Genomic DNA, 24,964 nt, shown 5'->3' with positions numbered 1-24,964 from the left:
GGCTCGGGCCCCGCACCCCCGAAGCGTTCGCAGGGCTCGGGCCCCGCACCCCCGAGGCGGGCGCAGGAGTCCGCGCCCGCATTCGTGAGGCGTTCGCAGGGGTCAGGCCCGCGGCTCGTGGGCGTAGCTCGGAGTTGTCGGGGTGGGCTGGTTGGATGGGCGGATGCTGCACGGATTGTGGTCGCCGGGGTCTGGGTTGGTGCTGTGGCACGACTCGGGGGAGGGGGCGGGCAGCGGTGTGGGGGGTGTGCCGGAGCCGTTGGGGGGGATTGTGCGGGGGGCGAAGTGGCGGCATCGGGTGGAGGTTTTGGGGGAGGGGGCGGAGCGGGTGCGGGTGCGGGGGCATGCGTTGGCGCCGGAGGGGGCGGCTGGGGTGTTGTTGCAGGAGTTGCCGAGGGGGGAGGTGGCGGGGGATCTGCGGTTTTTGGGGGTGGTGGCGCGGGGGGTGGATCGGTGGGTGCGGGCGGGGCGGATCGTGCCGGAGGTGTGGCGGGACGAGGGGGAGTGGTGGGTGCGGTGGCGGTTGCTGGGCGGGCAGCGGCAGCGGGCTTGGTTGGCGGAGTTGGCGGTGGCCATGCCGGCGGCATTGCAGGTGGCGGGGCGGCCGGCGGAGCTGTTGGAGAACGTGGTCGCGGAGCTCACCGATCCGATCGCGCGGATGCGGGTGTCGGCGGGGGAGGAGGCGGGGTCGCATCCGTTGCTGAGCGCGTTGCTCGCGGGCACGCCGCTGGAGTCGGGTTCGCATCGGGTGGCGGCGGTGCTGGAGGACTGGCGGACCAGCCTGACGGCGGACGAACCGGAATTGGTGTTGCGGCTGCTGGAACCCGACGGCGACGAGCCGGGGGAGCTGTGGCGGCTGGAGGTGTGCCTGCGCACCGAAGGTGAAGCGCCGCAACCTGTTCTGCTGCCGGGCGATCCCCACCTGATGCGGATCGCGGGGGAGAAACTGGCGGCGGCCAAGCAGGCGTACCCGCGGCTGCGGGACCTGCCGGGGGATGTGCGCAGCATGGATCTGTTCCTGCCCACCGAGGTGGTGATGGATCTGGTGGCGCACGGCGCCAACGCGCTGCGCTCGACCGGCGTGCGCCTCATGCTGCCGCGCGCCTGGCGCATCGCGGCCCCGGCCATGAAGCTGAAGGTGCAGAGCCCGGCCGCCACCGAAACCGCCGTGGGACTCAAGGGTTTGGTGTCCTTCCGCTGGGAGCTGGCGCTGGGCGACACCGTCCTCACCCCCGCCGAGATGTCCCGGCTGGTGGACGCGAAATCGGATCTGGTGCGGCTGCGCGGGGAATGGGTGCAGGCCGATCACCGGATGCTGGCCGCCGCGGCCGATTACGTCTCGGGCCGCACCGACGAGACCGAGACCACCATCGGCGGCCTGTTCGCCGAACTGTCCGCCCACCCGGTGATCGGTGTCCCGCTGGAGGAGGTCAGCGCGACCGGTTGGGCCGCAGAGCTTTTCGACGGTGAGCGCAGCACCGAGCCCGTCCCCGATCCGCTCGGCCTGAAGGCGCAGCTGCGGCCGTACCAGCAGCGCGGACTGGCCTGGCTGGCGACCATGAGCCGGCTGGGCTGCGGCGCGATCCTCGCCGACGACATGGGTCTGGGCAAGACGGTGCAGGTGCTGGCGCTGCTGTTGCACGAACGCGAGAAGGCCGCCGCCGCAGGCGATTCGGCCGAGATCGGCCCGACGCTGCTGGTGTGCCCGATGTCGGTGGTCGGCAACTGGCAGCGCGAGGCCGAACGGTTCGCCCCGGACCTGCGGGTGCTGGTGCACCACGGTGCCGGACGTCGCTCCGGCCCGGGATTCGATGCGGCGGTGGCGGATTCGGATCTGGTGATCACCACCTACGCCCTGCTGGCCCGCGATGTCGAGGACCTGAAGCGGCAGCACTGGCAGCGCGTGGCGCTGGACGAGGCGCAGCACATCAAGAACGCGGGCACCCGCCAGGCGCGCGCGGCCCGGCTGGTGCCCGCGCGACATCGCTTGGCGCTCACCGGAACCCCCGTGGAGAATCGCCTGGAGGAGCTGCGTTCGATCCTGGATTTCGCCAATCCGAAACTGCTCGGCAAGGCGTCGGAATTCCACGCCCGCTTCGCGGTGCCGATCGAACGCGAACACGACGAGAACGCCGTCACCCGGCTGCGCGCCATCACCTCGCCGTTCGTGCTGCGGCGCGTCAAGACCGATCCGGCCGTCATCTCCGATCTGCCCGAGAAGATCGAGATGACCGTCCGCGCCAACCTCACCGTGGAGCAGGCGGCGCTGTATCAGGCGGTGCTGGACGATATGTCGGCCAAACTGAAGGCCGCCAAGGGCATGGAGCGCAAGGGCGCGGTGCTGGCCGCGCTGACCCGCCTCAAGCAGGTGTGCAACCATCCCGCGCACTTCCTCGGCGACGGTTCGGCGGTGCTGCGCCGCGGTCACCACCGTTCCGGCAAGCTCGCGCTGGTCGAGGACATTCTGGAGTCTGTCATCGCCGACGGCGAGCGCGCCCTGCTGTTCACCCAGTTCGCCGAGTTCGGAAATCTGGTGGCGCCCTTCCTGTCCGAGCGTTTCGGCACCGAGGTGCCGTTCCTGCACGGCGGCGTCGCCAAGCAGCGCCGCGACGATATGGTCACCGGCTTCCAGGCCGAGGACGGCCCGCCGCTGATGCTGTTGTCGCTCAAGGCCGGTGGCACCGGCCTCAACCTCACCGCCGCCAATCATGTGGTGCATCTGGACCGCTGGTGGAATCCGGCGGTCGAGAACCAGGCCACCGACCGCGCCTACCGCATCGGCCAGCGCCGCGATGTGCAGGTGCGCAAGCTGGTCTGCGTCGACACCATCGAGGAGCGGGTGGACGACATGCTGAAGGGCAAGAGCCAGCTGGCGGATCTGACCGTCGGCACCGGCGAGAACTGGATCACCGAACTGGGCGACGCCGAACTGCGCGAGCTGTTCGCCCTGGGCGCGGAGGCGGTCGGCGAATGAACGTCCACATCGATTTCAGCGAATTCGGGGAGCGCCGCCCGGTGCGCGGCGGCGTGCGCGCCCGCAGCCAGCGCGGGACGGCGTTCGCCCGAACCTGGTGGGGGCGAGCGTTTCTGGAGGCGGTCGAACAGGTCGCCGATCAAGGTCGGCTGGCTCGCGGCCGCTCCTACGCCCGCACCGGGCAGGTGGTGAACTATCGCCTCGAGCCCGGCATCGTGAGCGCGGAGGTGCAGGGCAGCCAGCCCCGCCCGTTCGTGTCGGTGTTCACCCTGCGGCAACTGCGCGACGAACGGCTGGACGAACTGGTGGCGCAGGTGCGCTCCACACCGGGCATGCTCGGCGAGATCGCGGCCGGCAACCTGCCCAAGGCGCTGGGTCCGCTGCTGCTGCCCACGACCGTGCGGGAACTGGATTTCTCGTGCAGCTGCCCCGATTCCGGCTGGCCGTGCAAACATGTGGCCGCCGTCTGCTACGTCATCGCCGAACGTCTCGACGAGCACCCCAACACCCTGCTCACCTTGCGCGGCATCGAACTCGACGACCTCATCGGCAGCGTGCAGCGGGAAGCCGCACCCGCCGAGACCACCGACCTCTACGGCAATGACGTCGAATTCCCGAGCCTGCCGAAACCCGAATTCCACCCGGCCCCGGACGATCTCGACGCCGTCCTGCTGCGTCAGGCGCTGCGCATGACCGCCGAGGACGAACAGTCCGTGGCCGCGGGCCTGCGACAGCTACGCGCCCTCTACCGTTCCCTCGACCAGTGAGCGATCGGCATTCGCCGTACGACTCCGCGTCGATTCGAAGGTGTAGTCGCGCAGATCGAAATGTGCTGCGCGCCAAGCGGCTTCAGGAGTACTCATGGCGCGCAGCGGGACATCGCCGTTCTTGTCGAAATAGTAGGAGTTGGCCAGCGCGCAGCTGTCCTGCCAGAACACCTGTGTCCCACGGCGATTCAGCATCTCCCGAAAATAGCGGTCATTGGCCGCCGCGGTGACCTCGATGCGGGTGGCGGCCTTGCGGCGCGCATTGCGCAGCAGTCGCAGAATATGGGTGGTCTGCATCTCGATCAGCGTGAAATACGAGGCGCCGTTGTAGCCGTAGGGCCCGATGATGGTGAAGAAGTTGGGGAAGCCCGGGACGCTGACGCCCTCGTAGGCTTGCAGGCGGTGGGTGTCCCACCAGTCCTCGAGCCGGGTGCCGCCGCTGCCGTGCAGGTCGAAGGTCGGCATATTGCCGGACTCCATGACCTTGAAGCCGGTGGCCATGATCAGCACATCGACCTGATGGTGGCGGCCGGTGCTGCGCAGCCCGCTGGCGGTGATCTCGGTGATGGGATCGGTTTCGAGAGTGACGTTCTCGTGGTTGAAGGTTTTCAGGTAATCGTTGGAGAACGAGGGGCGCTTGCAACCGAGGGCGTACTTCGGCGTCAGCTTCGCGCGAATCTCCGGATCCCGCACCTGGTTTCGCAGATGCGCGAGGCCCTGTCGCTCACCGACCTTCACCACCGGCAGCACCTTGTAATAGTGCGCGGACAGCGGGAAGGTGAGTTCCACGAACGCCTGACTCAGCCAGCGGGTCACCGACTGCCCGCCCGGCAGCCGCATCAGGCCGCGCACCGCGGGCGGCACGGGCGCGTCGGGGCGCGGCAGGCACCAGATCGGGGTGCGCTGGAAGACCACGAGCTGCGCCACCTGCGGGGCGATCTCCGGAATGATCTGGATCGCGGAGGCTCCGGTGCCGATGATGCCCACCCGCTTGCCACGCAGGTCGACCCCGTGATCCCAGCGGGCGGTGTGCATGATCTGGCCGCGGAAGCGTTCCGCGCCGGGAATGTCCGGCAGTTTGGGCCGGGTCAGCACGCCGGTCGCGCCGATGAGATACCGGCAGGTGATCTCGTCCCCCGCGCCGGTGCGCACCCGCCACAGATGCAGGGCGTCGTCGAAGTCGGCGCGATCGACGGTGGCGCCGAACCGGATGCGCGGCCGCAGCCCGTACTTGCGCACACAGTGCTCGGCATACGCCTTGAGCTCCCGGCCCGGCGCGTACACGCGCGACCAGGACCGCTGCTGCTCGAACGAGTACTGGTAGCTGAACGACGGAATGTCCACGGCGATACCGGGATAGGTGTTCCAATGCCACGTCCCGCCCACGCCGTCGGCCTCGTCGATCATGAGGAAGTCGTCGAACCCGGCCCGCCGCAAGGCGATCGCCGTCCCGATCCCCGAGAAACCCGCTCCCACAATGACGATCTCATGGTCCACCACAGTGCCGCTCACAGCATGTCCTCCGCGTAGATGATGCAGTCCACCCGATGCTCGACCCCGTCCACGGTGCGAACCCCCAGCGGCGCGAGCCGGGCGATGGGCCAAGAAACGAGCCGGCAATTGGCACGCCCCAAGGCCCGGTAATACCGCCCGTGCACCCGCACCGCAGCCCGATGATCGGGCGTCAGCAGCCGCCGCTGCCACGGATCCCGCACCTGCACCCGAAGATTCGCCCCCGCCGCCCGCCGCAACAGCTCCTCACCCACCTGCCGCAACAGCTCCTCAGCCACCTGCCGCAGCACCTCACCGGTCCTCCGGGCGCGGGCCCCCTCCGTCATCCCGGCATGTTTTTGGCCGGGATCCACACCTGCCACGGACCCGCCGAGGGCGACGGATTCCGGCCGAAAGCGCGCCGGAATGACGAGTCCTGCGGGTAATCGCCGCAGCAGCGATCCCGCGCCCGGGAGCGGGGGTGTCGGGAGGATCCAGATCGGGTCGTGCTGGAAGACGGTCACTCGGCGGGCCTGGTCGACCACCGGCGGCACGATGCGCGCCAGGGCGGTGCCGCCGCCGATCACCGCCACATGCAGTCGATCCAGTTCGTGCTGGTCGCGCCAGTGGGTGCAGCGCACGATCGGGCCGGTGAAACCCGCACGGGCACTGCGGGGATCGCCCCGCCGGGTCGGGGAGATCATTTCGCCACCGGCTCGTAGGTCAGAGCCTTGGACCACGACGGGGTGCGCCGCAGCACACTGACCGGGAAGTGGTCGATGGCCTTGTTCAGGGCGTCGTTGATGCCCTGAACGGGCTGCCAGCGGTTGATGGTGGCCATGCCGTGCAGCCGGACCACGTGGTAGAGCGGCACGCGTTTGATATCGGGACTGCGCTCACCGGCTTTCTCGTAGCGGCGCACGGCATTCCACAGCTTCTCCTCGTCCAGCCCCATCGCCATGATGTTGGCCGACATGCGTGACAGCAGCGGCGTGTACAGCAGCGCCCCCATCAGCAGGCTGGGCCGCAGCGCGTACCCGGCGGATTCGATGGCCAGCCGCCGCAGCGGCCCCGCGCCGAGCTGTTCGAGCACCTGGAACCCCACCGCGAGATGACGCGACTCGTCGCTGTTGATGTGCCGGAACACCTCGTGGCACAGCGGATCTCGCACCTCATCGAGCAGGAACTTCACCAGCGCGCCGTCCAGTGCGCACTCCAGCGACGGGATCACCGTCCCCAGCACCGGCAGCGACAGACTGTCGCCATAGCGGTCCAGCCATTGGATGACCAGGCGAATATTCTTGTTGGGCAACGGCATCGCGTCCCCGTCGAGCATGCCCCAGCGTCGCATCAACGCCAGTTCGGCATTGGCGTGCTTCTGCTCCTCGGCGTGGAAATACCGGTAGATCTCCTTGAGCGGCCCGTCGGGCGCACGCAGCGTGAGCGCCGCGAAGCCGCGCGCGCCCACGTGTTCGATCCATACCAGATCGGCCATGAACTCGGTCAGCGCCGGCCGCTGCTCGGCGGTGATGAGCTCGGCTCCCGGTGCGTCCCAATCGATGTCGGCCAGTGCCCACTGTCGTTCCTGGACGACGCCGAGCATGTCGGAATACGCGAACGCCATTGTTCAACTCCTCGGATGCGGCTACCGCACCAGCCGCTCCAGCAGTCCGGCGGCGCGGGTGTAGGGCTCGGGCAGCAGTCGCTTGGACTGCCAGATGACCTTGGCCTCGACCTGCGGAACCACGTAGAACTGACCGCGGTCCACGGCGTCGAGGGTGGTGCGGGCGATCGCGGCGGGCGGGCGGCCGGTCCAGCGGATGAGCCGATCGCCCCAGCGGTCGAGGTTCTCGTCGCCGATCGACACGCCGTCCAGGATGTTGGTTCGCACCCCGGTGGGGCACAGCACGGTGACGGTGACGCCGGTGCCGGACAGTTCGGCCGCGAGGGTCTCCGACAGCGCCAGCACACCCGCCTTGCTCACGTTGTAGGCGGCCATGCGCGGCGCCGAGCCGAACGCGGCCGCGGAGGCGACGTTCACGATGGACCCGTGCCCGGCCTCGCGCAGGCGGGGGGTGAAGACGTGGCAGCCGTGGATGACTCCCCACAGGTTCACGTCCAGTACCTGATGCCATTCGGCGGGCGGGGTGTCGCCGACGACGGTGCCGCCGCGCCCGATGCCGGCATTGTTGATCACCAGATCCGGCGCCTTGCCGAACCATTCCTCGGCGGTGTGCGCCAGGGCGGTGACCTCCGCGAGACTGCGCACATCGCAGACGGTTTCGAATGCCTTGCCGCCGGTGCCGCCGATCAGCTCGGCGGTTTCGCGGGCACGTGCGGCGTCGAGATCAGAGCACACCACCCGGCCGCCGCGTTTGCCGAGCTCGATGGCGAAGGCGCGGCCGATGCCGCTGCCCGCGCCGGTGACCACCGCGTCCGCCTGCCGGGTGCGGCGGGATCCGCCGAAGGGGTTGAGTCGCATGGGAACTCCCGAGCCGTGCCAGCCGGGCAGTCAATTGGTGGCGTGTGCCACCACTGGCCGCACCTGCCACCAATTAGGCTCCGGGTGCGCTATTTTGTCAACCATGGACGTGCCCGCCTCGGCACCCGCGACCATTGCCGCCAGGGTCACCGGAAACCTGCTCACCGCGGCCGCGAAGGGCAGCGCCGGTCTCGGCGGCGCCACCGACCGGCCCCCGCGCGCCGACGTGGACGACCGGCCCCCGCGCGGCGGCGTGGACGGCACCACCGGAACGGGGGAACACCCGCGGCGCGGCGGCACCTGGGGCGGTCGCACCCAGCAGGAGCGGCGGGCCGAACGCCGCGAGCGCCTGATCGCGGCCGGGCTGGACATCTGGCTCGAAAACGGTTGGGCCGCGGTCACGATGCGAGGCGTCTGCACGCGGGCCGGGCTCAACGACCGCTACTTCTACGAACATTTCGCCGACCGCGACGATCTGCTCGGCGCGGTCTGGGACGAGGTCGGCTTCCAGGTCCTGGCCGAACTCTCGACGGTGGTGGCCGAGAACCTCGCCCACCCCGCCCTGGGCATCCTGCACCTCGCCGTGGCCCGCGCGGTCGCCCTGCAATCCGACGGCCCCGCCCGCATCCTGTTCGGCGATCACGCCGGCAGCCGGGTGCTCGAGCAGCGCCGGACCGCCCTGCTGACCGAATCCACCGACCTGCTCATCGCCACCGCCCGCCCCTACCTGCGCCCCGGCGTGGACGAAACCGACCTGCGCATGGGCGTTCTCATGGGCATCGGCGGCTTCATCGAACTCCTCACCGCCTGGCGCACCGGCACCATCACCACCGACGCCGCCCGCATCGTCCACCACGTCAGCCGAACCGCCGACCTGCTCGGCGCGCAATACCTGGCGCTCCCGGACTGAAGGCCCCACCTCGTCATTCCGGACTGAAAGCCCCACCTCGTCATTCCGGCGTGCTTTTGGCCGGAATCCACCCTTCTGCGTTGGATCCCGGCCAAAAGCATGCCGGGATGACGGCGGAGGCTTGCCGGGATGACGGCGGAGGCTTGCCGGGATGACGGCGGAGGCTTGCCGGGATGACGGCGGAGGCTTGCCGGGATGAGCCGGGATGAGGGGGTAGACCGCTACTTGAGGGCCCAGACCATTGATTCTGGGCCGGCCAGGTGTTCGGTTTGCGTCTCGTGAAAGCCGGTGTCGGCGAGCCAGGTTCGGAGTTCGGCGGCGGTGTAGTCGAAGCCGCCGGGGGTTTCGATGAGCATGTTGAGGCTCATGAGCAGGGCTGGGAGGTTGGTGCGGCGTTCGTCGTCGATGAGGGATTCGTAGATCAGGATGGCGCCGCCGTCGGGCAGGGCGGCGTGGGCCTTGCGCAGCAGCATGAGTTTGGTGGGGAGATCCCAGTCGTGCAGGATGTGGCCGAGTACCAGGACGTCGGCCTCGGGCAGGTCGTCGGCGAAGAAGTCGCCGGGTGCGAAGACGCACCGATCCGCTACGGGCGCATTGAATTCGGTGAAGATGGGTTCGACCGCGGGCAGGTCGTAGCCGATGCCGTGCAGGTGCGGATTGGTTTCCAGGACGGTGCGCAGCAGACCGCCCTGGGCGGTGCCGATATCGGCCACGGTCTTCCAGCGATGCCAGGGGAACAGCTCGGCGATGGCGTGCGCGCTGGGCAGCGACAGCCCGGTCATGGCGCGCTGAAAGTCGAAGAGCCGCTGCGGATCCCGATACAGCACGGAGAAGAATTCACCGCCGTCGCGGGTCTCGTTCTGCGGCAGCCCGGTGCGCAGACCTTCGGTGAGCCGGCCCCAGAACGGGTAGAGACGCGCCGCGGCCATCTCCAGGAAGCCCCCGATGTACTCGCTGCCGGTGCTGTCGAGATAGGTGGCGGTGTCGGCGGTATTGGCATAGCGGTCGTCGCTGCGGCGCAGCATGTCCATGGCTACCAGGGCGTCGAAGAAGTCGCGGGCGGCGCGCGGATGCAGGCCCAGCTCCCGCCGCAACTGCTCGGCGGTCAACTGCCGATGCCCCAGCACCGTGAACAGTCCGAGTTCGACGGCGCTGAGCAGGGTCCGGGACTCCCAGAAACCCATACCGATCCGCAGGATCCGCTCCATGGCGCATCACGATAGCCACAGCGACCCCGCGGCAAAGGCAAATCCGCGCGCACGCTCGACCGCCGTCCCGGTCCCCGGGATTCAGAGCCCGTCGATCCCGTACACCCGCTCGGCATTGCCGCGGAAGATCTGCCCGATCGCCTTGTCGTCGGCCCCGTGCCCGGCCAGCGCGGTCGCCACCGCCTCGGCCGCGTTCGGAATGCTCGTGATCGGCTTGTCCACCGGAAAATTCGAGCCCCAGATCAGCCGGTCGGCCCCGAACACCGCCAGCCCGTGCGCGAGCATCGGCGAAATCCGTTCCAGCAGTACGGGAACCGGCGTCGGCTCACCCCGCCTGGGCGCCGGATGGCCCAGGATCGGCATCATCAGCCCACTCACCTTGGACACCACATTGCGGTGTGCCGCCAGCGCGGCGAGGTCGTCGCGCCAGCGCAGGAACAACTCGCGGCCGCTTGGGGCCGAGTATCGATCAGGGGGACGGAACTATCGTCCGGGCGCCGAGTGCCGATGCGGCCTTCTCCAGCCGAAGGTCCAGGGTTACCAATGGCGCATCATGTCTGAGCGCCAGTGCCAAGTACGCGGCATCGTATGGGCTGACGGTGTGCCGATACCGCCAGATCGCGGCGAGCAACCAGGGCGCGGGGTGGCTGTACCGGACCTCCGCGGCCCACATCTGCTCTGCGAACTTCTGTGCTTGTTCACGTGAGAGAAGTTGGCTGAACTCGTATTTGCGGATGGTCCGGAGCACCTCCACCGGCATGTGGGCGGGGGCCGCCCAGTCCGAATCCGCGGTGAGCGCCTGGCGGGCGGCCGCACCGGACGGGCCGCTGTCGATCAGTGCTCGGACCCATGTGGCCGCATCGACGACTATCACTCGTGGTCGTCCTCTCGGTCGAGATCGAAGCCTCGCTCACGGCCTTCGCGAATGATGGTCTCCGGACTCAGATCATCGGGGATCTCGATCCGGAGATCAGCGGTCTCGGCGAACATCTGCTCGTTGTGTACCAGCCGTGCCTCGCGTTCGACCAAGCCGAGCAGGAACGCCTGCAGGGATTGACCCCGACGGGCCGCCTGCTCGGCTAGCGTGTCGCGAACTTCATCCGGAACGTCGCGAATCTGCAGTGCCACAGTCATGCATGCATTTTACATGCATTATGCATTCCTTGTTCAGACGTTGCGGCGGTACTGGCCGCCGACGGTGAAGAAGGTGTCGGTGATCTGTTGCAGGGTGCAGACGCGGGCGGCGTCCATCAGGACGTCGAAGACGTTGTCGTCGCCGGCGGCGGCGGTCGCGAGCCGGGCCAGCGCGGCGGGGGATTCGTCGCGGTGGCGGTCGGTGAAGTCGCGGACTCGCTGGAGCTGGGACTGCTTCTCGGCTTCGGTGCCGCGGGCCAGTTCGAGCACCCGGTGCTCTTCCTCGTGCGGATTGCGGAAGGTGTTGACGCCGATGATCGGCAGGCTGCCGTCGTGCTTGCGCCGCTCGTAGAGCATGGACTCGTCCTGGATGCGGCCACGCTGGTAGCCGGTCTCCATCGCGCCCAGCACGCCGCCGCGTTCGCTGATGCGCTCGAACTCCCGCAGCACCGCCTCCTCGACCAGATCGGTCAGCTCGTCGATGACAAAGCTGCCCTGCAGCGGATTCTCGTTCATCGCCAACCCCCACTCGCGGTTGATGATGAGCTGAATCGCCAGCGCGCGGCGCACGGATTCCTCGGTGGGCGTGGTGACGGCCTCGTCGTAGGCGTTGGTGTGCAGGCTGTTGCAATTGTCGTAGACGGCGATGAGCGCCTGCAGGGTGGTGCGAATGTCGTTGAAGCTCATCTCCTGTGCGTGCAGCGACCGCCCGGAGGTCTGAATGTGGTACTTGAGCTTCTGGGACCGGTCGTTGGCCCCGTAGCGGTCTCGCATGGCGATCGCCCAGATGCGCCGCGCCACCCGCCCGATCACCGAGTATTCGGCGTCCATGCCGTTGGAGAAGAAGAACGACAGGTTGGGCGCGAAATCGTCGATGCGCATACCGCGCGCCAGATACGCCTCCACATAGGTGAAACCGTTGGCGAGCGTGAACGCCAGCTGACTGATGGGATTCGCCCCGGCCTCGGCGATGTGATAGCCGGAGATCGACACCGAGTAGAAATTGCGAACCCCGTTGCGCACGAACCATTCCTGAATGTCGGCCATCATGCGCAGACTGAATTCGGTGGAGAAGATGCAGGTGTTCTGTCCCTGATCCTCCTTGAGGATGTCGGCCTGCACGGTGCCGCGCACGGTCGCGAGCGTGCGGGCCCGCAACTGCGCGGCCTCCTCGGCGGTCGGTTCGCGGCCCTGCTCGGCCGAGAACTGTTGTACCGCTTGGTCGATCGCGGCATTCAGGTAGTAGGCCAGAATCGTCGGCGCGGGACCATTGATCGTCATCGACACCGAGGTCGTCGGCGCGTCCAGATCGAAGCCGTCGTAGAGCGCTTTCATATCGTCGAGCGAGGCGATGGAAACCCCGGAGGTCCCCACCTTCCCGTAGATGTCGGGCCGCTCCGCCGGATCGTGCCCGTACAGCGTCACCGAATCGAAAGCGGTCGAAAGCCGTTTGGCCTCGGAATGTTCCGACAACACCTTGAACCGGCGATTCGTGCGGAAGGCATCGCCTTCGCCGGCGAACATGCGCGCGGGATCCTCGTTGTCGCGCTTGAACGCGAACACCCCGGCCGTGAACGGGAACCGCCCCGGTAGATTCTCCGACCGCAAGAACCGCAGCAGTTCTCCGTGATCGGTGAACCGCGGCAACGCCACCCGCGGAATCGAACTGCCGGACAGAGTTTCGCGCCGCAACGTGGTCCGCAACTCCCGATCGCGGACCTTCACGACCTGCTCCTCGCCCCGATACGATTCGGCGACGGTGGGCCATTCGGCAAGTAAGGCGGCATTTTCCGGGGTCAGGTCCGCGCGGGCATCCTCCAGCAGCGCCGCCACCTCCGTCATTCCGGCGTGCTTTTGGCCGGAATCCAACGTCTCGTCGTGTGGATCCCGGCCAAGAGCACGCCGGGATGACGAAGAGGTCGTCGTCAATTCGTCGAGTACCTGTTCGATCCGCTGCACCCGTTGCGCCGCTTCGACCTGGCGTGCTGTGTCCGCGTGGTAATCCCGGACCGTTTCGGCGATTTCGGCCAAGTACCGCACCCGGGCGGGCGGAATGATTTGGGCGAAGCGAGTGGAGGCGCGGGTGTCGACGCGGGGGAGTGTGCCCTCCTGCAGTGGCAGGCCCTGTTCGCCGAGCAGCCCCGCCAAGTGCTGGTAGAGCGCGGTCACCCCGTCGTCGTTGAAAGTGGCGGCGCTGGTGCCGAATACCGGTATGTCCTCCGGCATGGCGTGAAAATCCTCGCGATTGCGCACCAGCTGGCGTGACACGTCTCGCAGCGCGTCCTCGGCGCCGCGCCGCTCGAACTTGTTGATGGCCACCACATCCGCGTAATCCAGCATGTCGATCTTCTCGAGCTGGGAGGCCGCCCCGAACTCCGGCGTCATCACATACAGCGATACGTCCACGTGCTCGGCAATGGCCGCATCGCCCTGCCCGATGCCGGGCGTCTCCAGGACGATCAGATCGAATCCCGCTGCCTTGCAGGCGATCACCATGGTGTCGATATCGTGCGGCAGCTCGCGCTCCCCGCGCGTGGCCAGCGAGCGGAAGTACACCCGCTCCCCGTCGAGGGCGTTCATCCGGATCCGGTCGCCCAGCAGCGCGCCGCCGCCGCGCCGCCGCGTCGGGTCCACCGCCAGCACCGCCACCCGCAGCTTGTCCTGCTGATCGGTGCGCAGTCGGCGGATGAGTTCGTCTGTGAGAGAGGACTTTCCGGAGCCACCGGTGCCGGTGATGCCCAGCACAGGCACGTGGCGGGCGGCCGCCGCGGCGGTCAGGGCCGCGCGATCCTCCTCGGGCAACGTGCCCTGCTGCAAGCAGGTCAGCGTCCGCGCCAAAGCCGCGCGATCACCGCTCAATACCGCGTCCACACCGGCGGGCTCGAGCGAAAGATCCACGTCGCAAGCGGAAATCAGCCGATTGATCATCCCCGGCAGTCCGAGCCGCTGCCCGTCCTCCGGCGAGAAGATCGTCACCCCCGCCGCGGCGAGCCGCGCGATCTCCTCGGGAATGATCACCCCGCCGCCCCCGCCGAAGATCTTCACGTGCCCGGCCCCGGCCTCTTTCAGCGCCTGCGCCAGATACTCGAAGTACTCGATGTGCCCGCCCTGATACGAGCTGACCGCCACCCCCTGCACGTCCTCGGTGACCGCCGCGTCCACGACCTCCCGCACGGCCCGGTTATGCCCTAGGTGAATCACCTCGGCCCCCTGGGCCTGCAGGATTCTGCGCATGATGTTGATGGCCGCGTCATGGCCGTCGAACAGGGCAGCGGCGGTCACGAACCGCACGGGATGAACCGGGACATGCAACTCGGGCATGCGGACTCCAACTCTAGGAGGCTCTCAGGTGTGTGAATTATCCCACAGGCAATACTTGGATGTCCAACTATAGGATCGCCACAGACCGCGCAATTCGTGCGCAACGTCGAAAGCTCAGAGACAGGACTGGCATGGTTCGCGAACTCACTCATTTCGTCGGCGGAAAGCACCTCCCGGGAACTTCGGGCAACTTCGGCGATGTGTTCAATCCCAGCACCGGACAGGTTCAGGCCAAGGTGCCGCTGGCGAGCAAGAGTGAGGTCGAGGCGGTCATCGCGAACGCCGCCGAGGCCCAGCCCGCGTGGGCGGCCACCAACCCGCAGCGGCGCGCCCGGGTGCTGATGAAGTTCCTGACCCTGGTGCAGGACGAGATGGACTCCCTGGCCGCGGTGCTGTCCGGCGAGCACGGCAAGACCATCGCCGACGCCAAGGGCGATATCCAGCGCGGCCTCGAGGTCATCGAATTCGCCTGCGGCATCCCGCATCTGCTCAAGGGCGAGTACACCGAGAGCGCCGGCACCGGCATCGACGTGTACTCCATGCGCCAGCCGCTGGGCGTGGTCGCGGGCATCACCCCGTTCAACTTCCCGGCCATGATCCCGCTGTGGAAGGCCGGTCCCGCGCTGGCCTGCGGTAATGCCTTCGTGCTCAAGCCCTCCGAGCGCGACCCGTCGGTGCCGCTGCGGCTGGCCGAGCTGTTCCTCGAGGCCGGACTGCCCGCGGGCATCTTCAATGTCGTCAACGGCGACAAGGAAGCCGTGGACACGCTGCTGCACGACGAGCGGATCAAGGCCGTCGGCTTCGTCGGCTCCACCCCGATCGCGCAGTACATCTACGAGACCGCGTCCGCCAACGGCAAGCGCGCCCAGTGCTTCGGCGGGGCCAAGAACCACGCCATCGTCATGCCCGACGCCGACCTCGACGATGTCGCCGACCAGCTCATCGGCGCGGGCTACGGCTCCGCCGGTGAGCGCTGCATGGCCATCTCGGTCGCGGTGCCGGTGGGCGAGGAGACCGCGAATCGCCTGCGCGCCAAGCTGGTCGAGCGCATCGAGAAGCTCAATGTCGGCGTCTCCGACGATCCGGGCGCGGACTTCGGCCCGCTGGTCGGGCGCGACGGCGTGGACCGGGTGAACAACTATGTGCAGATCGGCGTCGACGAAGGCGCGGAGCTGGTCATCGACGGGCGCGGGCTGGTCGTGGAGGGCGGCGAGGACGGATTCTTCGCGGGCGCTTCGCTGTTCGACAACGTCACCGCCGATATGCGCATCTACCAGGAAGAGATCTTCGGCCCGGTGCTGTCGATCGTGCGCGCCAAGGACTTCGAAGAGGGCCTGCGGCTGGCCAACGAGCACGAATACGGCAATGGCGTCGCCATCTTCACCCGCGACGGCGACACCGCCCGCGACTTCGCCGCCCGCGTGCAGGTCGGCATGGTCGGCATCAACGTCCCGATCCCGGTCCCGATCGCGTACCACACCTTCGGCGGCTGGAAGCGTTCCGGCTTCGGCGATCTCAACCAGCACGGCCCGGACTCGATCCGCTTCTACACCAAGACCAAGACGGTGACGCAGCGCTGGCCCGCAGGCCTGAAGGAGTCCAACGCCTTCGTCATCCCGACCATGGACTGACGCATGTTCGAACTAGACGAAGACGAGAAGGCGATCGTCGAGACCGCCCGCTCCTTCGCCGACGAACTGCTCGCGCCCAATGCCCTGGAATGGGATGAGCGTAAGCATTTCCCGGTGGATGTGCTGCGCAAGGCGGGCTCGCTCGGCCTGGGCGGCATCTACGTGCACGAGGACGTGGGCGGTTCGCAGCTGCGGCGTCTGGACGCCGTGCGCATCTTCGAGCAGCTGGCCACCGGCTGCCCGGCCGTGGCCGCCTACATCTCCATCCACAATATGGCCACGTGGATGATCGACACGTACGGCGATGAGACGCAACGCAATCGGTGGCTGCCGGGGCTGACGTCCATGGATCTGCTGGCCTCCTACGCCCTGACCGAACCGGGCGTCGGCTCCGACGCGGCGGCCTTGAGCACCAAGGCCGTTCGCGACGGCGACGACTATCTCCTCACCGGCGTCAAGCAATTCATCTCCGGCGCGGGCAGCTCCGACGTGTACGTGATCATGGCGCGCACCGGAGACGAAGGGGCGCGGGGTATCTCGGCGTTCATCGTCCCGGCCGATACACCGGGTCTGTCGTTCGGGGCCAACGAGCGCAAGATGGGCTGGAACGCCCAGCCCACTCGCCAGGTCATCCTGGACCAGGCTCGGGTGCCCGCCGCCAACCTGCTGGGTGCGGAGGGCAATGGCTTCCGGATCGCCATGAACGGGCTCAACGGCGGCCGGCTCAATATCGCCGCCTGCTCGATGGGCGGGGCGCAGGCCGCGCTCGATCAAACCGTGGCGTATCTGGCCCAGCGCAAGGCGTTCGGATCGCGGCTGCTGGACAACACCGCGCTGCAATTCGAACTGGCCGATATGCGGACCTCCCTCGAAGCCGCCCGCACCCTGCTGTGGCGGGCCGCGGCCGCCCTGGACGCCGACGCCCCCGACAAGGTGGAGCTGTGCGCCATGGCCAAGCGGTTCGCCACCGACGCCGGGTTCGAGGTGGCCAACAAGGCCCTGCAATTGCACGGTGGCTACGGTTACCTGGCCGAATACGGCATCGAGAAGATCGTCCGCGACCTGCGGGTGCATCAGATTCTCGAGGGGACGAACGAAATCATGCGGGTGGTCGTCGCCCGCTCGGTGGTAGGAGCAGCATGAGCGAGCGAACGACGGGCGCGGTCGAAGGCGTCGACGAACCCGAGGTGCTGGTCGAGAAGCGCGACGGCCTCGGCCTGATCACGCTCAACCGGCCGCGCGCCATCAACGCGCTCAACCATCCGATGGCGCTGACCATTCTGGACGCGCTGCGCGCCTGGGCGGACGACGACGAAGTGCGCGCGGTCGTGCTCACCGGCGCGGGCGAACGCGGGCTGTGCGCGGGCGGCGATATCGTCGCCATCCACAACGACGCCAAGCACGCTGTCGCACAGGGTGATTCGCCGGAGGTCTCGGCCGACTCGCCCAGCGGCACGTTCTGGCGCGACGAATACATTCTCAATGCCCTGATCAAGCGCTACCCGAAGCCGTACGTCGCGATCATGGACGGCATCGTGATGGGCGGCGGCGTCGGCCTGTCCGGGCACGCCTCGCATCGCATCGTGACCGAGCGATCCATGGTCGGCATGCCCGAGACCGGTATCGGGTTCATCCCCGACGTGGGCGGTACCTGGCTGCTGGCGCACGCGCCCGGCGAGATCGGCACGCACGTCGCGCTGACCACCGCGCGCATGTCCGCCGGGGACGCCATCGTCGCCGGCTTCGCCGACTACTTCGTGCCGTCCGAGCACCTGCCGGCACTGCTGGAAGCGCTGCGCGACAACGAGATCGAGGTGGCCATCGCGAAATTCGCACAGCCCGCACCGGTTTCGGAGTTCGTGGCCCAGCGGGACTGGATCGACGTCTGCTACAGCGCCGACACCGTCGAGGAGATCGTGCACCGACTCCAGATCGACGGCCGCGCCGAGGCCGCGAAGGCCGCGCAGGACGTGCTGGCGAAATCGCCGGTGGCGCTGAAGGTCACGCTGCGCTCGCTGCGCGAGGCCCGCGGCGCCGCGAATCTGGAAGCCGCGCTGAACCGGGAGTACCGGGTCTCGGCCGCCTCCCTCAACACCCACGACCTGGTGGAAGGCATTCGCGCCCAGGTCATCGACAAGGACCGCAACCCGCAGTGGTCGCCCGCCACCCTGGCGGACGTCACCGAGGCCGACGTGGACGCCTACTTCGGCCCGCTCGGCGATCGCGAACTGGGACTGTAAGGACGCGCAATGAGCAAGAACACCACCGTCGGGTTCCTCGGGCTCGGCCACATGGGCGGGCCGATGGCCGCCAACCTGGTCAAGGCGGGCTACGAAGTCCTCGCCTTCGACCCCGTACCGGCCGCGCAAGAGCAGGCCCGCACCGACGGCGCGACCGTCGTAGCGACTGCCGCCGAAGCGGTTTCGGCCTCCGACATCGTCATCACCATGCTGCCCAACGGCCGCATCGTGCTCGACCTCTACACCGAGGTCCTTTCCGCAGCCAAGCCCGGCACCCTGTTCGTCGACTGCTCCACCATCGACGTCGCCGACGCCAAGCAGGCCGCGGAACTCGCCGCGGCAGCGGGACATCGGGCCCTGGACGCCCCGGTCTCCGGCGGCGTGGCGGGCGCGGCGGCGGGCACCCTCACCTTCATGGTGGGCGGCGCGGACGCCGACTTCGCCACGGCGCTACCGCTTTTGGAGGTCATGGGCGGCAAGGTCGTGCACTGCGGCGGCGCGGGCGTCGGCCAGGCCGCCAAGATATGCAACAACATGCTGCTGGGCATCTCCATGATCGGGCTCTCGGAAGCAATCGTGCTGGGCGAGAAGCTGGGTCTGACCCACGAGAAGTTCTTCGACGTGGTGTCCACCGCGTCGGGACAGTCGTGGGCGCTGACCTCGTATTGCCCGGTACCCGGGCCGGTTCCGACCAGCCCGGCCAACAACGACTACAAGCCGGGTTTCGCGACCGCGCTCATGACCAAGGACCTCGGTCTGGCGGCCAGTGCGTTGGCCGCCAACGGGGTGGACGGGCAGATCGGCACGCTGGCGGCGGAGATCTACACCCGCTTCAACCAGGACGAAGCGGGCAAGGACTTCTCGGCTATCGTCACCGATATCCGCAAGCGATCCGAAGGGGAGACAAAATGACCTTGTCGCGTAGCGACTCCGTTGGGGGTGGGGGCGGGGCGACGGGCGGGCCCGACTTCGAGACCATTCTGCTCGAGCGCAAGGGGCGCGTCGCCCTCATCACGCTCAACCGGCCGAAGGCCCTCAACGCGCTGAACTCGCAGGTCCTGACCGATATTTCGGCCGCCCTCGACGAGCTCGAGAACGACAACGAGATCGGCGCGGTCGTGCTGACCGGATCCGAGCGGGCCTTCGCGGCCGGTGCGGACATCAAGGAGATGCAGTCCAAGTCCTACATGGACATGTTCCTGGCCGACCACTTCGCCGGCTGGGACCGCCTCGTCGCCTTCCGCAAGCCCATCATCGCCGCGGTCGCCGGCTACGCCCTCGGCGGCGGCTGCGAACTCGCCATGATGTGCGACCTTCTCCTCGCCGCCGACACCGCCAAGTTCGGGCAGCCCGAGATCAAGCTCGGCGTCATCCCCGGCATGGGCGGCTCGCAGCGCCTCACCCGCGCCGTCGGCAAGGCCAAGGCCATGGATCTCATTCTGACCGGCCGCAATATGGACGCCGAGGAGGCCGAGCGCGCGGGCCTGGTGTCGCGCATCGTGCCGGCCGCGGAACTGGTCGACACCGCCATGGAGGTGGCCGAGACCATCGCGTCCATGTCGCTGCCGTCGGTGATGATCGCCAAGGAGGCGGTGGACCGCGCCTTCGAGACGACCCTTAGCGAGGGGCTGCGCTTCGAGCGCCGGGTGTTCCACTCGCTGTTCGCGACCGAGGACCAGAAGGAAGGCATGACCGCCTTCGTCGAGAAGCGGCCGGCGAACTTCACGCACAAGTAAGCGAGAAAAGCTGCGGCTGAGAGGGTTTCGGGGACCAGGTCCTCGAAACCCTTTTTCGTTCACGGCGGATTCGTCAGCCGTGACTAGGAGGTCCCACGACCTCGACAGTAGGGGGTTTGCCGTCGGTGTGCTCGCCGCCGTCGCGGTTCATGGCGAGGGCGCCCACGATGGTGCCGCCGAGGGTGGCGGTGACCGCTACGGCCGCAACGAGTTTGCGGCGGGAGACGGGGGAATTGGGGGCCTCGTGCGCGCCCGAATGCGGGGTGAGGTGGACGCTGCGAATACTGCGGGCGGAGGGGCGTTCGGCGGCGAGCAGGACCGCGCCGCGGGTGGAGACGAACTCGGGTTCGGGATCGTAGATCAGGGGTAGGCCGAGCTGCTGCTTCAGCTCGTCGCGAATGCTCTTGTTGCGCGTGCACCCGCCGAGCAGGGCCATACCGGTGGGTTGGATGCCGGTCTCGCCGATCATGTGGCGGACGAAGGAGGCCGAATGATGGATGCCCGCCTCGACCAGTTCGGCGAAATCGCTGCGGGTGATCACCGTGCGCTGCCCGGTGATCGGGTCGCAGACCGCCAGCACGCGTTCGGAGGCCAGCGCCTCCTTCTGGCGGCGGGTGCCCGCCATGTCCAACGTGACACCGCCCCGGGTCAGCAGCCAGCGCAGCAGCGCGTCGTGGCCGTCGCCGCCCAGAACGGTGCTGCGCTTGGTGGCGAGGACGGCATCGGTTCGGCAGTCGATCTGGGTGAGCGTCAGGCCGGACGCGCCCAGGTCGTAGAGCAGCACCGAACCCTCGGTGGGCAGCCGGCCGGTGAATCGGAGGTATCTGAGCTGCGCCACCGGCTCGTCGATGACGGTGAGACGATTGCGCCCGGCCGCGGTCCGCACCGACTCGGCATGTGAGCTGCAGCGGCAGGTCACGGCGATGCCGGTAATGAACTCGTCGCGCTTGGCGGCGGATTTCCGCATCAGCCGGATGGCCTCGAACACCGCCTCCTCCATGCTCCCGCCACCGGCGCGGCGCGCCACCCTGCAGCGGTCGATCGGGGGGAGATGCGGCTGGTCGGAATGGGTGAGCATGGCGCGCGCGCCAGCAGCGCCCGCCGACACCCCGAGGACCAGCACCATGGCCTCAATGGTGAACCTTTTGTGAGCCGAATCCAAGACTATGAAGCAGGAAATTGGCTACGGGGTCGCTGAAGAGTTACTGACCGGCCCAGCGGGTGGCCGAGCTACCGGGGTCGAAGTCGCCGGCCGCCTGCCGGAACTCCGACAGCAATTGCAGCAGCAACTGCAATCGTTCCGGCGGCAGGCCCGCCTCGGCGAAAACCCGCCGGTTCAGCTCGGTGGTGGCCTTGGCCACCAAATCTCTTCCGGCATCGGTGATTTCGATGAGCGTCGCGCGCCGGTCACTCGGATGTGGCACCCGCTTCACCAGGTGCGCCGCCTCCAGCCGGTCGACCGTATTGGTCACCGAGGTGGGATGCACCTGCAGCCGGGCGCTGGCCACCGCCATCGGCAGCGCGCCGGTTTTGCTGAAACTCAGCAACATGAGTAGCTCGTACCGGGAAAAGGTCAAACCGGACGGGCGGAGTGCTTCGTCGACCCGTGCCATCACGATCTGCTGGGCTCGAACCAGCGACGTCACCGCCGCCATGCCGTCGGCCACCTCACCCCAGCCGTGCTCCGTCCACTGACGATGCGCCTCCTCGATCGGATCGAGCGGCAGCGGACGGGGACGCGACATGCCACCGATCATCGCATGTCGCCGACCGGTTGGTCGCCGTGCCGAGCCGATCCGCGCACCGGTAGGAATCACGATGATTCCAATACTCGGCAGCCGGACCGGATTCGGACATCATGGTCTACACGATGCGGGTGTGACCGAGGGGCTAGGTAGCGGTCTGCAAAGCCGTACACGCGGGTTCGACTCCCGCCGCTCGCTCCATCGACGAACGCCTCCCATGCCGGACATGGGAGGCGTTTTCGTGTTCAGGCGGGTGACACGCCGGTGAGGTCGCGCAGCACGGTGTGATTGCGGTCGGCGGTGGTGCCGAGCGTGTATTCGGGCTGCAGGCCGAAGTATTCGCCCCGCGAGCGGGTGCTCCAGCGCCGGGCCGCGTCGGTGCGGGTCTTGTAGAAGTTGACCATGTAGCCGCCCTCGTAGAGCCGCAGCAGCGTGTAGCCGCCCGGATACTCCTTGCAGGCGGCCACTTCCAGGAATTCCACCGGAATCGGCAGATCCGGGCGGGTGCGGCGATTGCGATGGGTGTGGCCCGAATGATGCAGGAACACGCCGGGGGCGGCACGGTAGATCGATTGCAGCTCGGCCGCGTTCGCGGCATTCAGGATGAAACTCGGACCCGCCAGATTGGACCAGCCGGATTCGGTGGTGACCGGGTGATGGCCGAACAGCAGGGTGGGACGGTCCGGATCGGCGGCCAGCCGCTCGCGCAGCTCGTCGAGCTGGGCGCGGTCCAGGGTGCCGCCGGGGATGTCGAGCTCGGTGGTGTCGAGGGCGATCAGCCGCAGCTCACCGAGTTCGTATGCGGCCAATTGCTGTCGGGCCGAGAAGGAATCACCCCAGCAGTCGTGGTGGTCGAGATAGGGCGAGCAACTCTCGTAGTCGGCGCCCAGATGCGGGCGATCGTGATTACCCCTGGCGGCCAGCCAGTCCCGGCCCGAGACACCCCAATTCGCCAGGCGGGCATGCACTCCGCGCACCTGCTCCGGCGTCGCCTCGGCGGTGAGGTCACCGGCCAGCAGCAGATGGTCGACGGCCCGATCGGGGCGGTGCATATCGTCGAGCAGCGCGTCGAGCATGATCTCGGGATACGGTGCGAGCCCGGGCTCTTGGCGCAATCCGGGCGGCAGGCCCGCGGTGATGATGCCGCTGACCTCCTCGCCGTAGTGAATGTCATCGGACAGGGCGATGGTTCGCAGCAGGCGGCCGGGCGGCGGCACCAGCGTGGTGAACACGCCCAGGGATTCCGGGGTGTTCGGTTGGCGGGTCGCCACATTCACGGCGGGTGCGGCGGGAAGGCCCGCCGAGCGGGCCTCGAACCGGTAGGCGCGGCCGGGCTCGAGACCGGTCACCTCGGCGTAGTGGTAGGCGGTCGGCCGCGAATCGCCGTACACCTGGCGCAGACCGGAACCATCCGGGTCGCCCAGCCACACCTCGCTGTCGGTTTCGACCGGGACGGGAGCGCCGTTCGCGTCCTGGCCCAGCGTCGTCCAAGTGAGAACGGCCGTCCGGTCTGTGACGGTGACGACCTCGAGATCGGTCACCACCAGTGAACCCGGCTGTGCGCGAACCGGACTCGACCAGGTCAGCGGCAGCGCCGCGGCCGCCAGCAGGCCGAGCACCTGGCGTCGATTCGGGCCGCAGCAGTTCATGGCAGTCCTATTTCGCGTCGGTCGTGCAGACCTTCCATACGCCGTCCTCCTTGCGCAGGTATTCGCTGGTGGAGCGCTTGCTGGGCGCGGATCCCGGCATGGTGAAGGTGCCCAGGGTGGTGGCGGTGGCGCGATCGCCGGTGATCTGAATGCCCTGGATGGAGTCGACCTGCATCGACACCTTGTTCTGATCGGTCTGCTGCTTCGCCGCGGCGGGCAGCGCGTCGTATTGGGCGCGATCGCCCGCGCAGGTCTTGCCGACGGCCTTGGCCGCGCCACCGGAGTCCAGGGCGTCGTAGAAGCCCCGCAGCGCCGTCTCGACCCGCTTGTCGTCGCTGGTCCCGGAATCCTTGCCGCCCACCGCCACCGCGGTGGCGATGCCCCCGCCGACTAGCGCCACGGCCAGCGCGCCGAGTCCGATGGTCAGGGGAGTGCGGCGTTTCAGGGTCATCGAGTTCCTTCGACTGGGGCCGGTTCGGGGATGCGCGGAACGTCTGGAGATTACGGCAATCGGGCGCCGATCGGCGGGCCGGGATTGGACCCGGAAAGTCCGGAATGTACGTTGGTTAGGCAAACCTCAGAGTGGCGGAAAGGACGACCATGACGGCGGCTCGATGGAAACTGATGTCCGGCGCGCTGGCGGCGATCGCGGTACTGGGCGCGACCACCGCCTGCTCCAGCTCGTCCAAGGACGACAACGAGATCCTGGTGTACAACGCGCAGCACGAATCCCTCACCAAGGAGTGGGTCGACGCGTTCACCAAGGACACCGGCATCAAGGTCACCATCCGCAATGGCGGTGACACCGACCTGGGCAACCAGCTCGTCGCGGAGGGCAAGAACTCCAAGGCGGACGTCTTCCTCACCGAGAACTCCCCGGCCATGGCGCTGGTCGAGAACGCGGGGCTGTTCGCGGACATCGACAAGGACACCCTCGCGCAGGTGCCCGAGCAGTTCCGGCCGTCCACCGGCAAGTGGACCGGAATCGCCGCGCGCTCCACGGTTTTCGTCTACAACACCGCCAAACTGCCCGCCGATCAGCTGCCCAAGTCGCTGCTGGATCTGCAGCAGCCGCAGTGGAAGGGCCGCTGGAGCGCCGGCGCGTCGGGCGCCGACTTCCAGGCCATCGTGGCCGCCCTGCTCGCCCAGAAGGGTGAGGACGTCACCAAGGCGTGGCTGAAGGGCATGAAGGACAACGCGATCATCTCGCAGAACAACACCGTGGTCATGAAGGGCGCCAACTCCGGCCAGTTCGACGGCGGCGTGATCTACCACTACTACTGGTACCGCGACCAGGCCAAGACCAAGGAGAACAGCGCCAACACGCAGCTGTACTACTTCAAGAACGAGGACCCGGGCGCCTTCGTCTCCATTTCCGGTGGCGGCGTGCTGAAGTCGAGCACCAAGCAGGCCAACGCCCAGAAGTTCCTGAACTTCATCACCTCCAAGCAGGGCCAGCAGGTGCTCCACGACGGTGACTCCATGGAGTACCCGGTCGCCGCCGACGTCGCCGCCAATCCGGCGCTGCCGCCGCTGGCCTCGCTGGGCGCGCCCAAGATCGACCCGAGCAAGCTGGACGCCAAGAAGGTCACCCAGCTCATGACCGAAGCGGGCCTGCTGTAACCGTGAATGTTCGGACCGGTGCGCCCCGCGCGGCCACCACGGTGACGGCGACC

22 protein-coding genes and 1 tRNA gene are annotated in these 24,964 nt (G+C 68.0%); 10 read left to right on the top strand and 13 right to left on the bottom strand.

What is annotated here, in order from left to right; all coding sequences use genetic code 11:
• Positions 1-163: 163 nt before the first annotated feature.
• Positions 164-2,974: a DEAD/DEAH box helicase gene (locus tag D7D52_RS15210; protein WP_120737044.1), complete on the top strand. Its 2,811-nt coding sequence runs from the start codon at positions 164-166 to the stop codon at positions 2,972-2,974.
• A complete protein-coding gene (locus D7D52_RS15205; RefSeq protein ID WP_120737042.1) occupies positions 2,971-3,741 on the top strand; it encodes an SWIM zinc finger family protein in 771 nt (256 codons plus the stop codon). The genes D7D52_RS15210 and D7D52_RS15205 overlap by 4 nt, the downstream gene beginning before the upstream one ends.
• On the opposite strand, the gene D7D52_RS15200 is transcribed toward D7D52_RS15205, so the two are convergent.
• The 4 genes from D7D52_RS15200 to D7D52_RS15185 are packed head-to-tail and all read right to left on the bottom strand — an operon-like array spanning position 3,709 to position 7,714.
• Complete coding sequence (locus D7D52_RS15200; RefSeq protein WP_222932894.1) at positions 3,709-5,241, bottom strand: flavin-containing monooxygenase; 1,533 nt, start codon at positions 5,239-5,241, stop codon at positions 3,709-3,711. The two genes, D7D52_RS15205 and D7D52_RS15200, sit on opposite strands and share 33 nt — an antisense overlap.
• A gap of 8 nt (positions 5,242-5,249) precedes the next feature.
• Entirely contained in the window at positions 5,250-5,936 is a 687-nt protein-coding gene (locus D7D52_RS15195; RefSeq protein WP_120737038.1) for an NAD(P)/FAD-dependent oxidoreductase, read from the bottom strand.
• Positions 5,933-6,856, bottom strand: a complete 924-nt coding sequence (locus D7D52_RS15190) for a ferritin-like domain-containing protein (RefSeq protein WP_120737036.1) — start codon at positions 6,854-6,856, stop codon at positions 5,933-5,935. Before D7D52_RS15190 ends, D7D52_RS15195 begins: the two co-directional genes overlap by 4 nt.
• Positions 6,857-6,877: 21 nt before the next feature.
• Positions 6,878-7,714, bottom strand: a complete 837-nt coding sequence (locus tag D7D52_RS15185) for an SDR family NAD(P)-dependent oxidoreductase (RefSeq protein ID WP_120737034.1) — start codon at positions 7,712-7,714, stop codon at positions 6,878-6,880.
• A gap of 103 nt (positions 7,715-7,817) precedes the next feature.
• Here D7D52_RS15185 and D7D52_RS15180 point away from each other — a divergent pair, with 103 nt between their 5' ends.
• Positions 7,818-8,624: a TetR/AcrR family transcriptional regulator gene (locus D7D52_RS15180; RefSeq protein ID WP_120737032.1), complete on the top strand. Its 807-nt coding sequence runs from the start codon at positions 7,818-7,820 to the stop codon at positions 8,622-8,624.
• 221 nt (positions 8,625-8,845) lie between these two features.
• On the opposite strand, the gene D7D52_RS15175 is transcribed toward D7D52_RS15180, so the two are convergent.
• The 5 genes from D7D52_RS15175 to icmF all read right to left on the bottom strand — a co-directional run bounded on the left by D7D52_RS15175 (position 8,846) and on the right by icmF (position 14,287).
• Positions 8,846-9,832 carry a methyltransferase gene (locus D7D52_RS15175; RefSeq protein WP_120737030.1) on the bottom strand — a complete coding sequence of 329 codons (987 nt, stop codon included), beginning with the start codon at positions 9,830-9,832 and terminating at the stop codon, positions 8,846-8,848.
• An 81-nt stretch (positions 9,833-9,913) separates the two neighbouring features.
• Entirely contained in the window at positions 9,914-10,273 is a 360-nt protein-coding gene (locus tag D7D52_RS15170) for an amidohydrolase family protein (RefSeq protein WP_120737028.1), read from the bottom strand.
• A gap of 28 nt (positions 10,274-10,301) precedes the next feature.
• On the bottom strand, positions 10,302-10,706 hold the full coding sequence (locus D7D52_RS15165) for a type II toxin-antitoxin system VapC family toxin (RefSeq protein WP_120737026.1): 405 nt from the start codon (positions 10,704-10,706) through the stop codon (positions 10,302-10,304).
• Positions 10,703-10,960, bottom strand: coding sequence for a FitA-like ribbon-helix-helix domain-containing protein (locus tag D7D52_RS15160; protein ID WP_222932832.1), 258 nt, complete (start codon positions 10,958-10,960; stop codon positions 10,703-10,705). The genes D7D52_RS15165 and D7D52_RS15160 overlap by 4 nt, the downstream gene beginning before the upstream one ends.
• A gap of 39 nt (positions 10,961-10,999) precedes the next feature.
• Entirely contained in the window at positions 11,000-14,287 is a 3,288-nt protein-coding gene (gene icmF / locus D7D52_RS15155) for a fused isobutyryl-CoA mutase/GTPase IcmF (RefSeq protein ID WP_120737022.1), read from the bottom strand.
• Between the two features lie 131 nt (positions 14,288-14,418).
• Between icmF and D7D52_RS15150 the strand changes: the two genes are divergently transcribed.
• The 5 genes from D7D52_RS15150 to D7D52_RS15130 are packed head-to-tail and all read left to right on the top strand — an operon-like array spanning position 14,419 to position 19,894.
• Positions 14,419-15,918 (top strand): CoA-acylating methylmalonate-semialdehyde dehydrogenase, encoded by a 1,500-nt coding sequence (locus D7D52_RS15150; RefSeq protein WP_120737020.1) that lies wholly within the window; start codon positions 14,419-14,421, stop codon positions 15,916-15,918.
• Positions 15,919-15,921: 3 nt separating this feature from the next.
• The gene (locus D7D52_RS15145; protein WP_120737018.1) at positions 15,922-17,061 is read left to right on the top strand and encodes an acyl-CoA dehydrogenase family protein; all 1,140 of its coding nucleotides are present in this window, start codon (positions 15,922-15,924) and stop codon (positions 17,059-17,061) included.
• Complete coding sequence (locus tag D7D52_RS15140) at positions 17,058-18,158, top strand: enoyl-CoA hydratase/isomerase family protein (protein WP_120737016.1); 1,101 nt, start codon at positions 17,058-17,060, stop codon at positions 18,156-18,158. Before D7D52_RS15145 ends, D7D52_RS15140 begins: the two co-directional genes overlap by 4 nt.
• A 9-nt stretch (positions 18,159-18,167) precedes the next feature.
• Positions 18,168-19,070 (top strand): 3-hydroxyisobutyrate dehydrogenase, encoded by a 903-nt coding sequence (mmsB, locus tag D7D52_RS15135; RefSeq protein WP_120737014.1) that lies wholly within the window; start codon positions 18,168-18,170, stop codon positions 19,068-19,070.
• On the top strand, positions 19,067-19,894 hold the full coding sequence (locus tag D7D52_RS15130; protein WP_120737012.1) for an enoyl-CoA hydratase: 828 nt from the start codon (positions 19,067-19,069) through the stop codon (positions 19,892-19,894). The genes mmsB and D7D52_RS15130 overlap by 4 nt, the downstream gene beginning before the upstream one ends.
• Positions 19,895-19,967: 73 nt before the next feature.
• On the opposite strand, the gene D7D52_RS15125 is transcribed toward D7D52_RS15130, so the two are convergent.
• Positions 19,968-21,020 (bottom strand): Hsp70 family protein, encoded by a 1,053-nt coding sequence (locus tag D7D52_RS15125; RefSeq protein WP_120737010.1) that lies wholly within the window; start codon positions 21,018-21,020, stop codon positions 19,968-19,970.
• A 76-nt stretch (positions 21,021-21,096) separates the two neighbouring features.
• Positions 21,097-21,639: a MarR family winged helix-turn-helix transcriptional regulator gene (locus tag D7D52_RS15120; RefSeq protein WP_120744132.1), complete on the bottom strand. Its 543-nt coding sequence runs from the start codon at positions 21,637-21,639 to the stop codon at positions 21,097-21,099.
• A 127-nt stretch (positions 21,640-21,766) separates the two neighbouring features.
• Between D7D52_RS15120 and D7D52_RS15115 the strand changes: the two genes are divergently transcribed.
• Positions 21,767-21,840 (top strand) — tRNA-Cys (locus tag D7D52_RS15115).
• A gap of 44 nt (positions 21,841-21,884) precedes the next feature.
• On the opposite strand, the gene D7D52_RS15110 is transcribed toward D7D52_RS15115, so the two are convergent.
• Both D7D52_RS15110 and D7D52_RS37755 read right to left on the bottom strand, forming a co-directional pair.
• On the bottom strand, positions 21,885-23,288 hold the full coding sequence (locus D7D52_RS15110) for a metallophosphoesterase (RefSeq protein ID WP_120737008.1): 1,404 nt from the start codon (positions 23,286-23,288) through the stop codon (positions 21,885-21,887).
• Between the two features lie 7 nt (positions 23,289-23,295).
• The gene (locus D7D52_RS37755; protein WP_162958324.1) at positions 23,296-23,739 is read right to left on the bottom strand and encodes an Rv0361 family membrane protein; all 444 of its coding nucleotides are present in this window, start codon (positions 23,737-23,739) and stop codon (positions 23,296-23,298) included.
• Between the two features lie 149 nt (positions 23,740-23,888).
• Between D7D52_RS37755 and D7D52_RS15100 the strand changes: the two genes are divergently transcribed.
• Positions 23,889-24,911 (top strand): iron ABC transporter substrate-binding protein, encoded by a 1,023-nt coding sequence (locus D7D52_RS15100; protein ID WP_120737006.1) that lies wholly within the window; start codon positions 23,889-23,891, stop codon positions 24,909-24,911.
• Positions 24,912-24,964: the final 53 nt, after the last annotated feature.

The organism is Nocardia yunnanensis (assembly GCF_003626895.1).
GTDB classification, from domain to species: domain Bacteria; phylum Actinomycetota; class Actinomycetes; order Mycobacteriales; family Mycobacteriaceae; genus Nocardia; species Nocardia yunnanensis.
The sequence above is the reverse complement of the archived record's forward strand: the minus strand, read 5'-3'. Positions and strand labels throughout refer to the sequence as shown.

Bases quoted from the DNA above. Each gene is read 5' to 3' on its own strand.
- D7D52_RS15210 (WP_120737044.1), top strand. From the start codon at position 164: ATGCTGCACGGATTGTGGTCGCCGGGGTCTGGGTTGGTGCTGTGGCAC.
- D7D52_RS15205 (WP_120737042.1), top strand. From the start codon at position 2,971: ATGAACGTCCACATCGATTTCAGCGAATTCGGGGAGCGCCGCCCGGTG.
- D7D52_RS15195 (WP_120737038.1), bottom strand. From the start codon at position 5,936: ATGATCTCCCCGACCCGGCGGGGCGATCCCCGCAGTGCCCGTGCGGGT.
- D7D52_RS15190 (WP_120737036.1), bottom strand. From the start codon at position 6,856: ATGGCGTTCGCGTATTCCGACATGCTCGGCGTCGTCCAGGAACGACAG.
- D7D52_RS15185 (WP_120737034.1), bottom strand. From the start codon at position 7,714: ATGCGACTCAACCCCTTCGGCGGATCCCGCCGCACCCGGCAGGCGGAC.
- D7D52_RS15180 (WP_120737032.1), top strand. From the start codon at position 7,818: ATGGACGTGCCCGCCTCGGCACCCGCGACCATTGCCGCCAGGGTCACC.
- D7D52_RS15175 (WP_120737030.1), bottom strand. From the start codon at position 9,832: ATGGAGCGGATCCTGCGGATCGGTATGGGTTTCTGGGAGTCCCGGACC.
- icmF (WP_120737022.1), bottom strand. From the start codon at position 14,287: ATGCCCGAGTTGCATGTCCCGGTTCATCCCGTGCGGTTCGTGACCGCC.
- D7D52_RS15150 (WP_120737020.1), top strand. From the start codon at position 14,419: ATGGTTCGCGAACTCACTCATTTCGTCGGCGGAAAGCACCTCCCGGGA.
- D7D52_RS15145 (WP_120737018.1), top strand. From the start codon at position 15,922: ATGTTCGAACTAGACGAAGACGAGAAGGCGATCGTCGAGACCGCCCGC.
- D7D52_RS15140 (WP_120737016.1), top strand. From the start codon at position 17,058: ATGAGCGAGCGAACGACGGGCGCGGTCGAAGGCGTCGACGAACCCGAG.
- mmsB (WP_120737014.1), top strand. From the start codon at position 18,168: ATGAGCAAGAACACCACCGTCGGGTTCCTCGGGCTCGGCCACATGGGC.
- D7D52_RS15130 (WP_120737012.1), top strand. From the start codon at position 19,067: ATGACCTTGTCGCGTAGCGACTCCGTTGGGGGTGGGGGCGGGGCGACG.
- D7D52_RS15125 (WP_120737010.1), bottom strand. From the start codon at position 21,020: ATGGTGCTGGTCCTCGGGGTGTCGGCGGGCGCTGCTGGCGCGCGCGCC.
- D7D52_RS15120 (WP_120744132.1), bottom strand. From the start codon at position 21,639: ATGTCGCGTCCCCGTCCGCTGCCGCTCGATCCGATCGAGGAGGCGCAT.
- D7D52_RS15110 (WP_120737008.1), bottom strand. From the start codon at position 23,288: ATGAACTGCTGCGGCCCGAATCGACGCCAGGTGCTCGGCCTGCTGGCG.
- D7D52_RS37755 (WP_162958324.1), bottom strand. From the start codon at position 23,739: ATGACCCTGAAACGCCGCACTCCCCTGACCATCGGACTCGGCGCGCTG.
- D7D52_RS15100 (WP_120737006.1), top strand. From the start codon at position 23,889: ATGACGGCGGCTCGATGGAAACTGATGTCCGGCGCGCTGGCGGCGATC.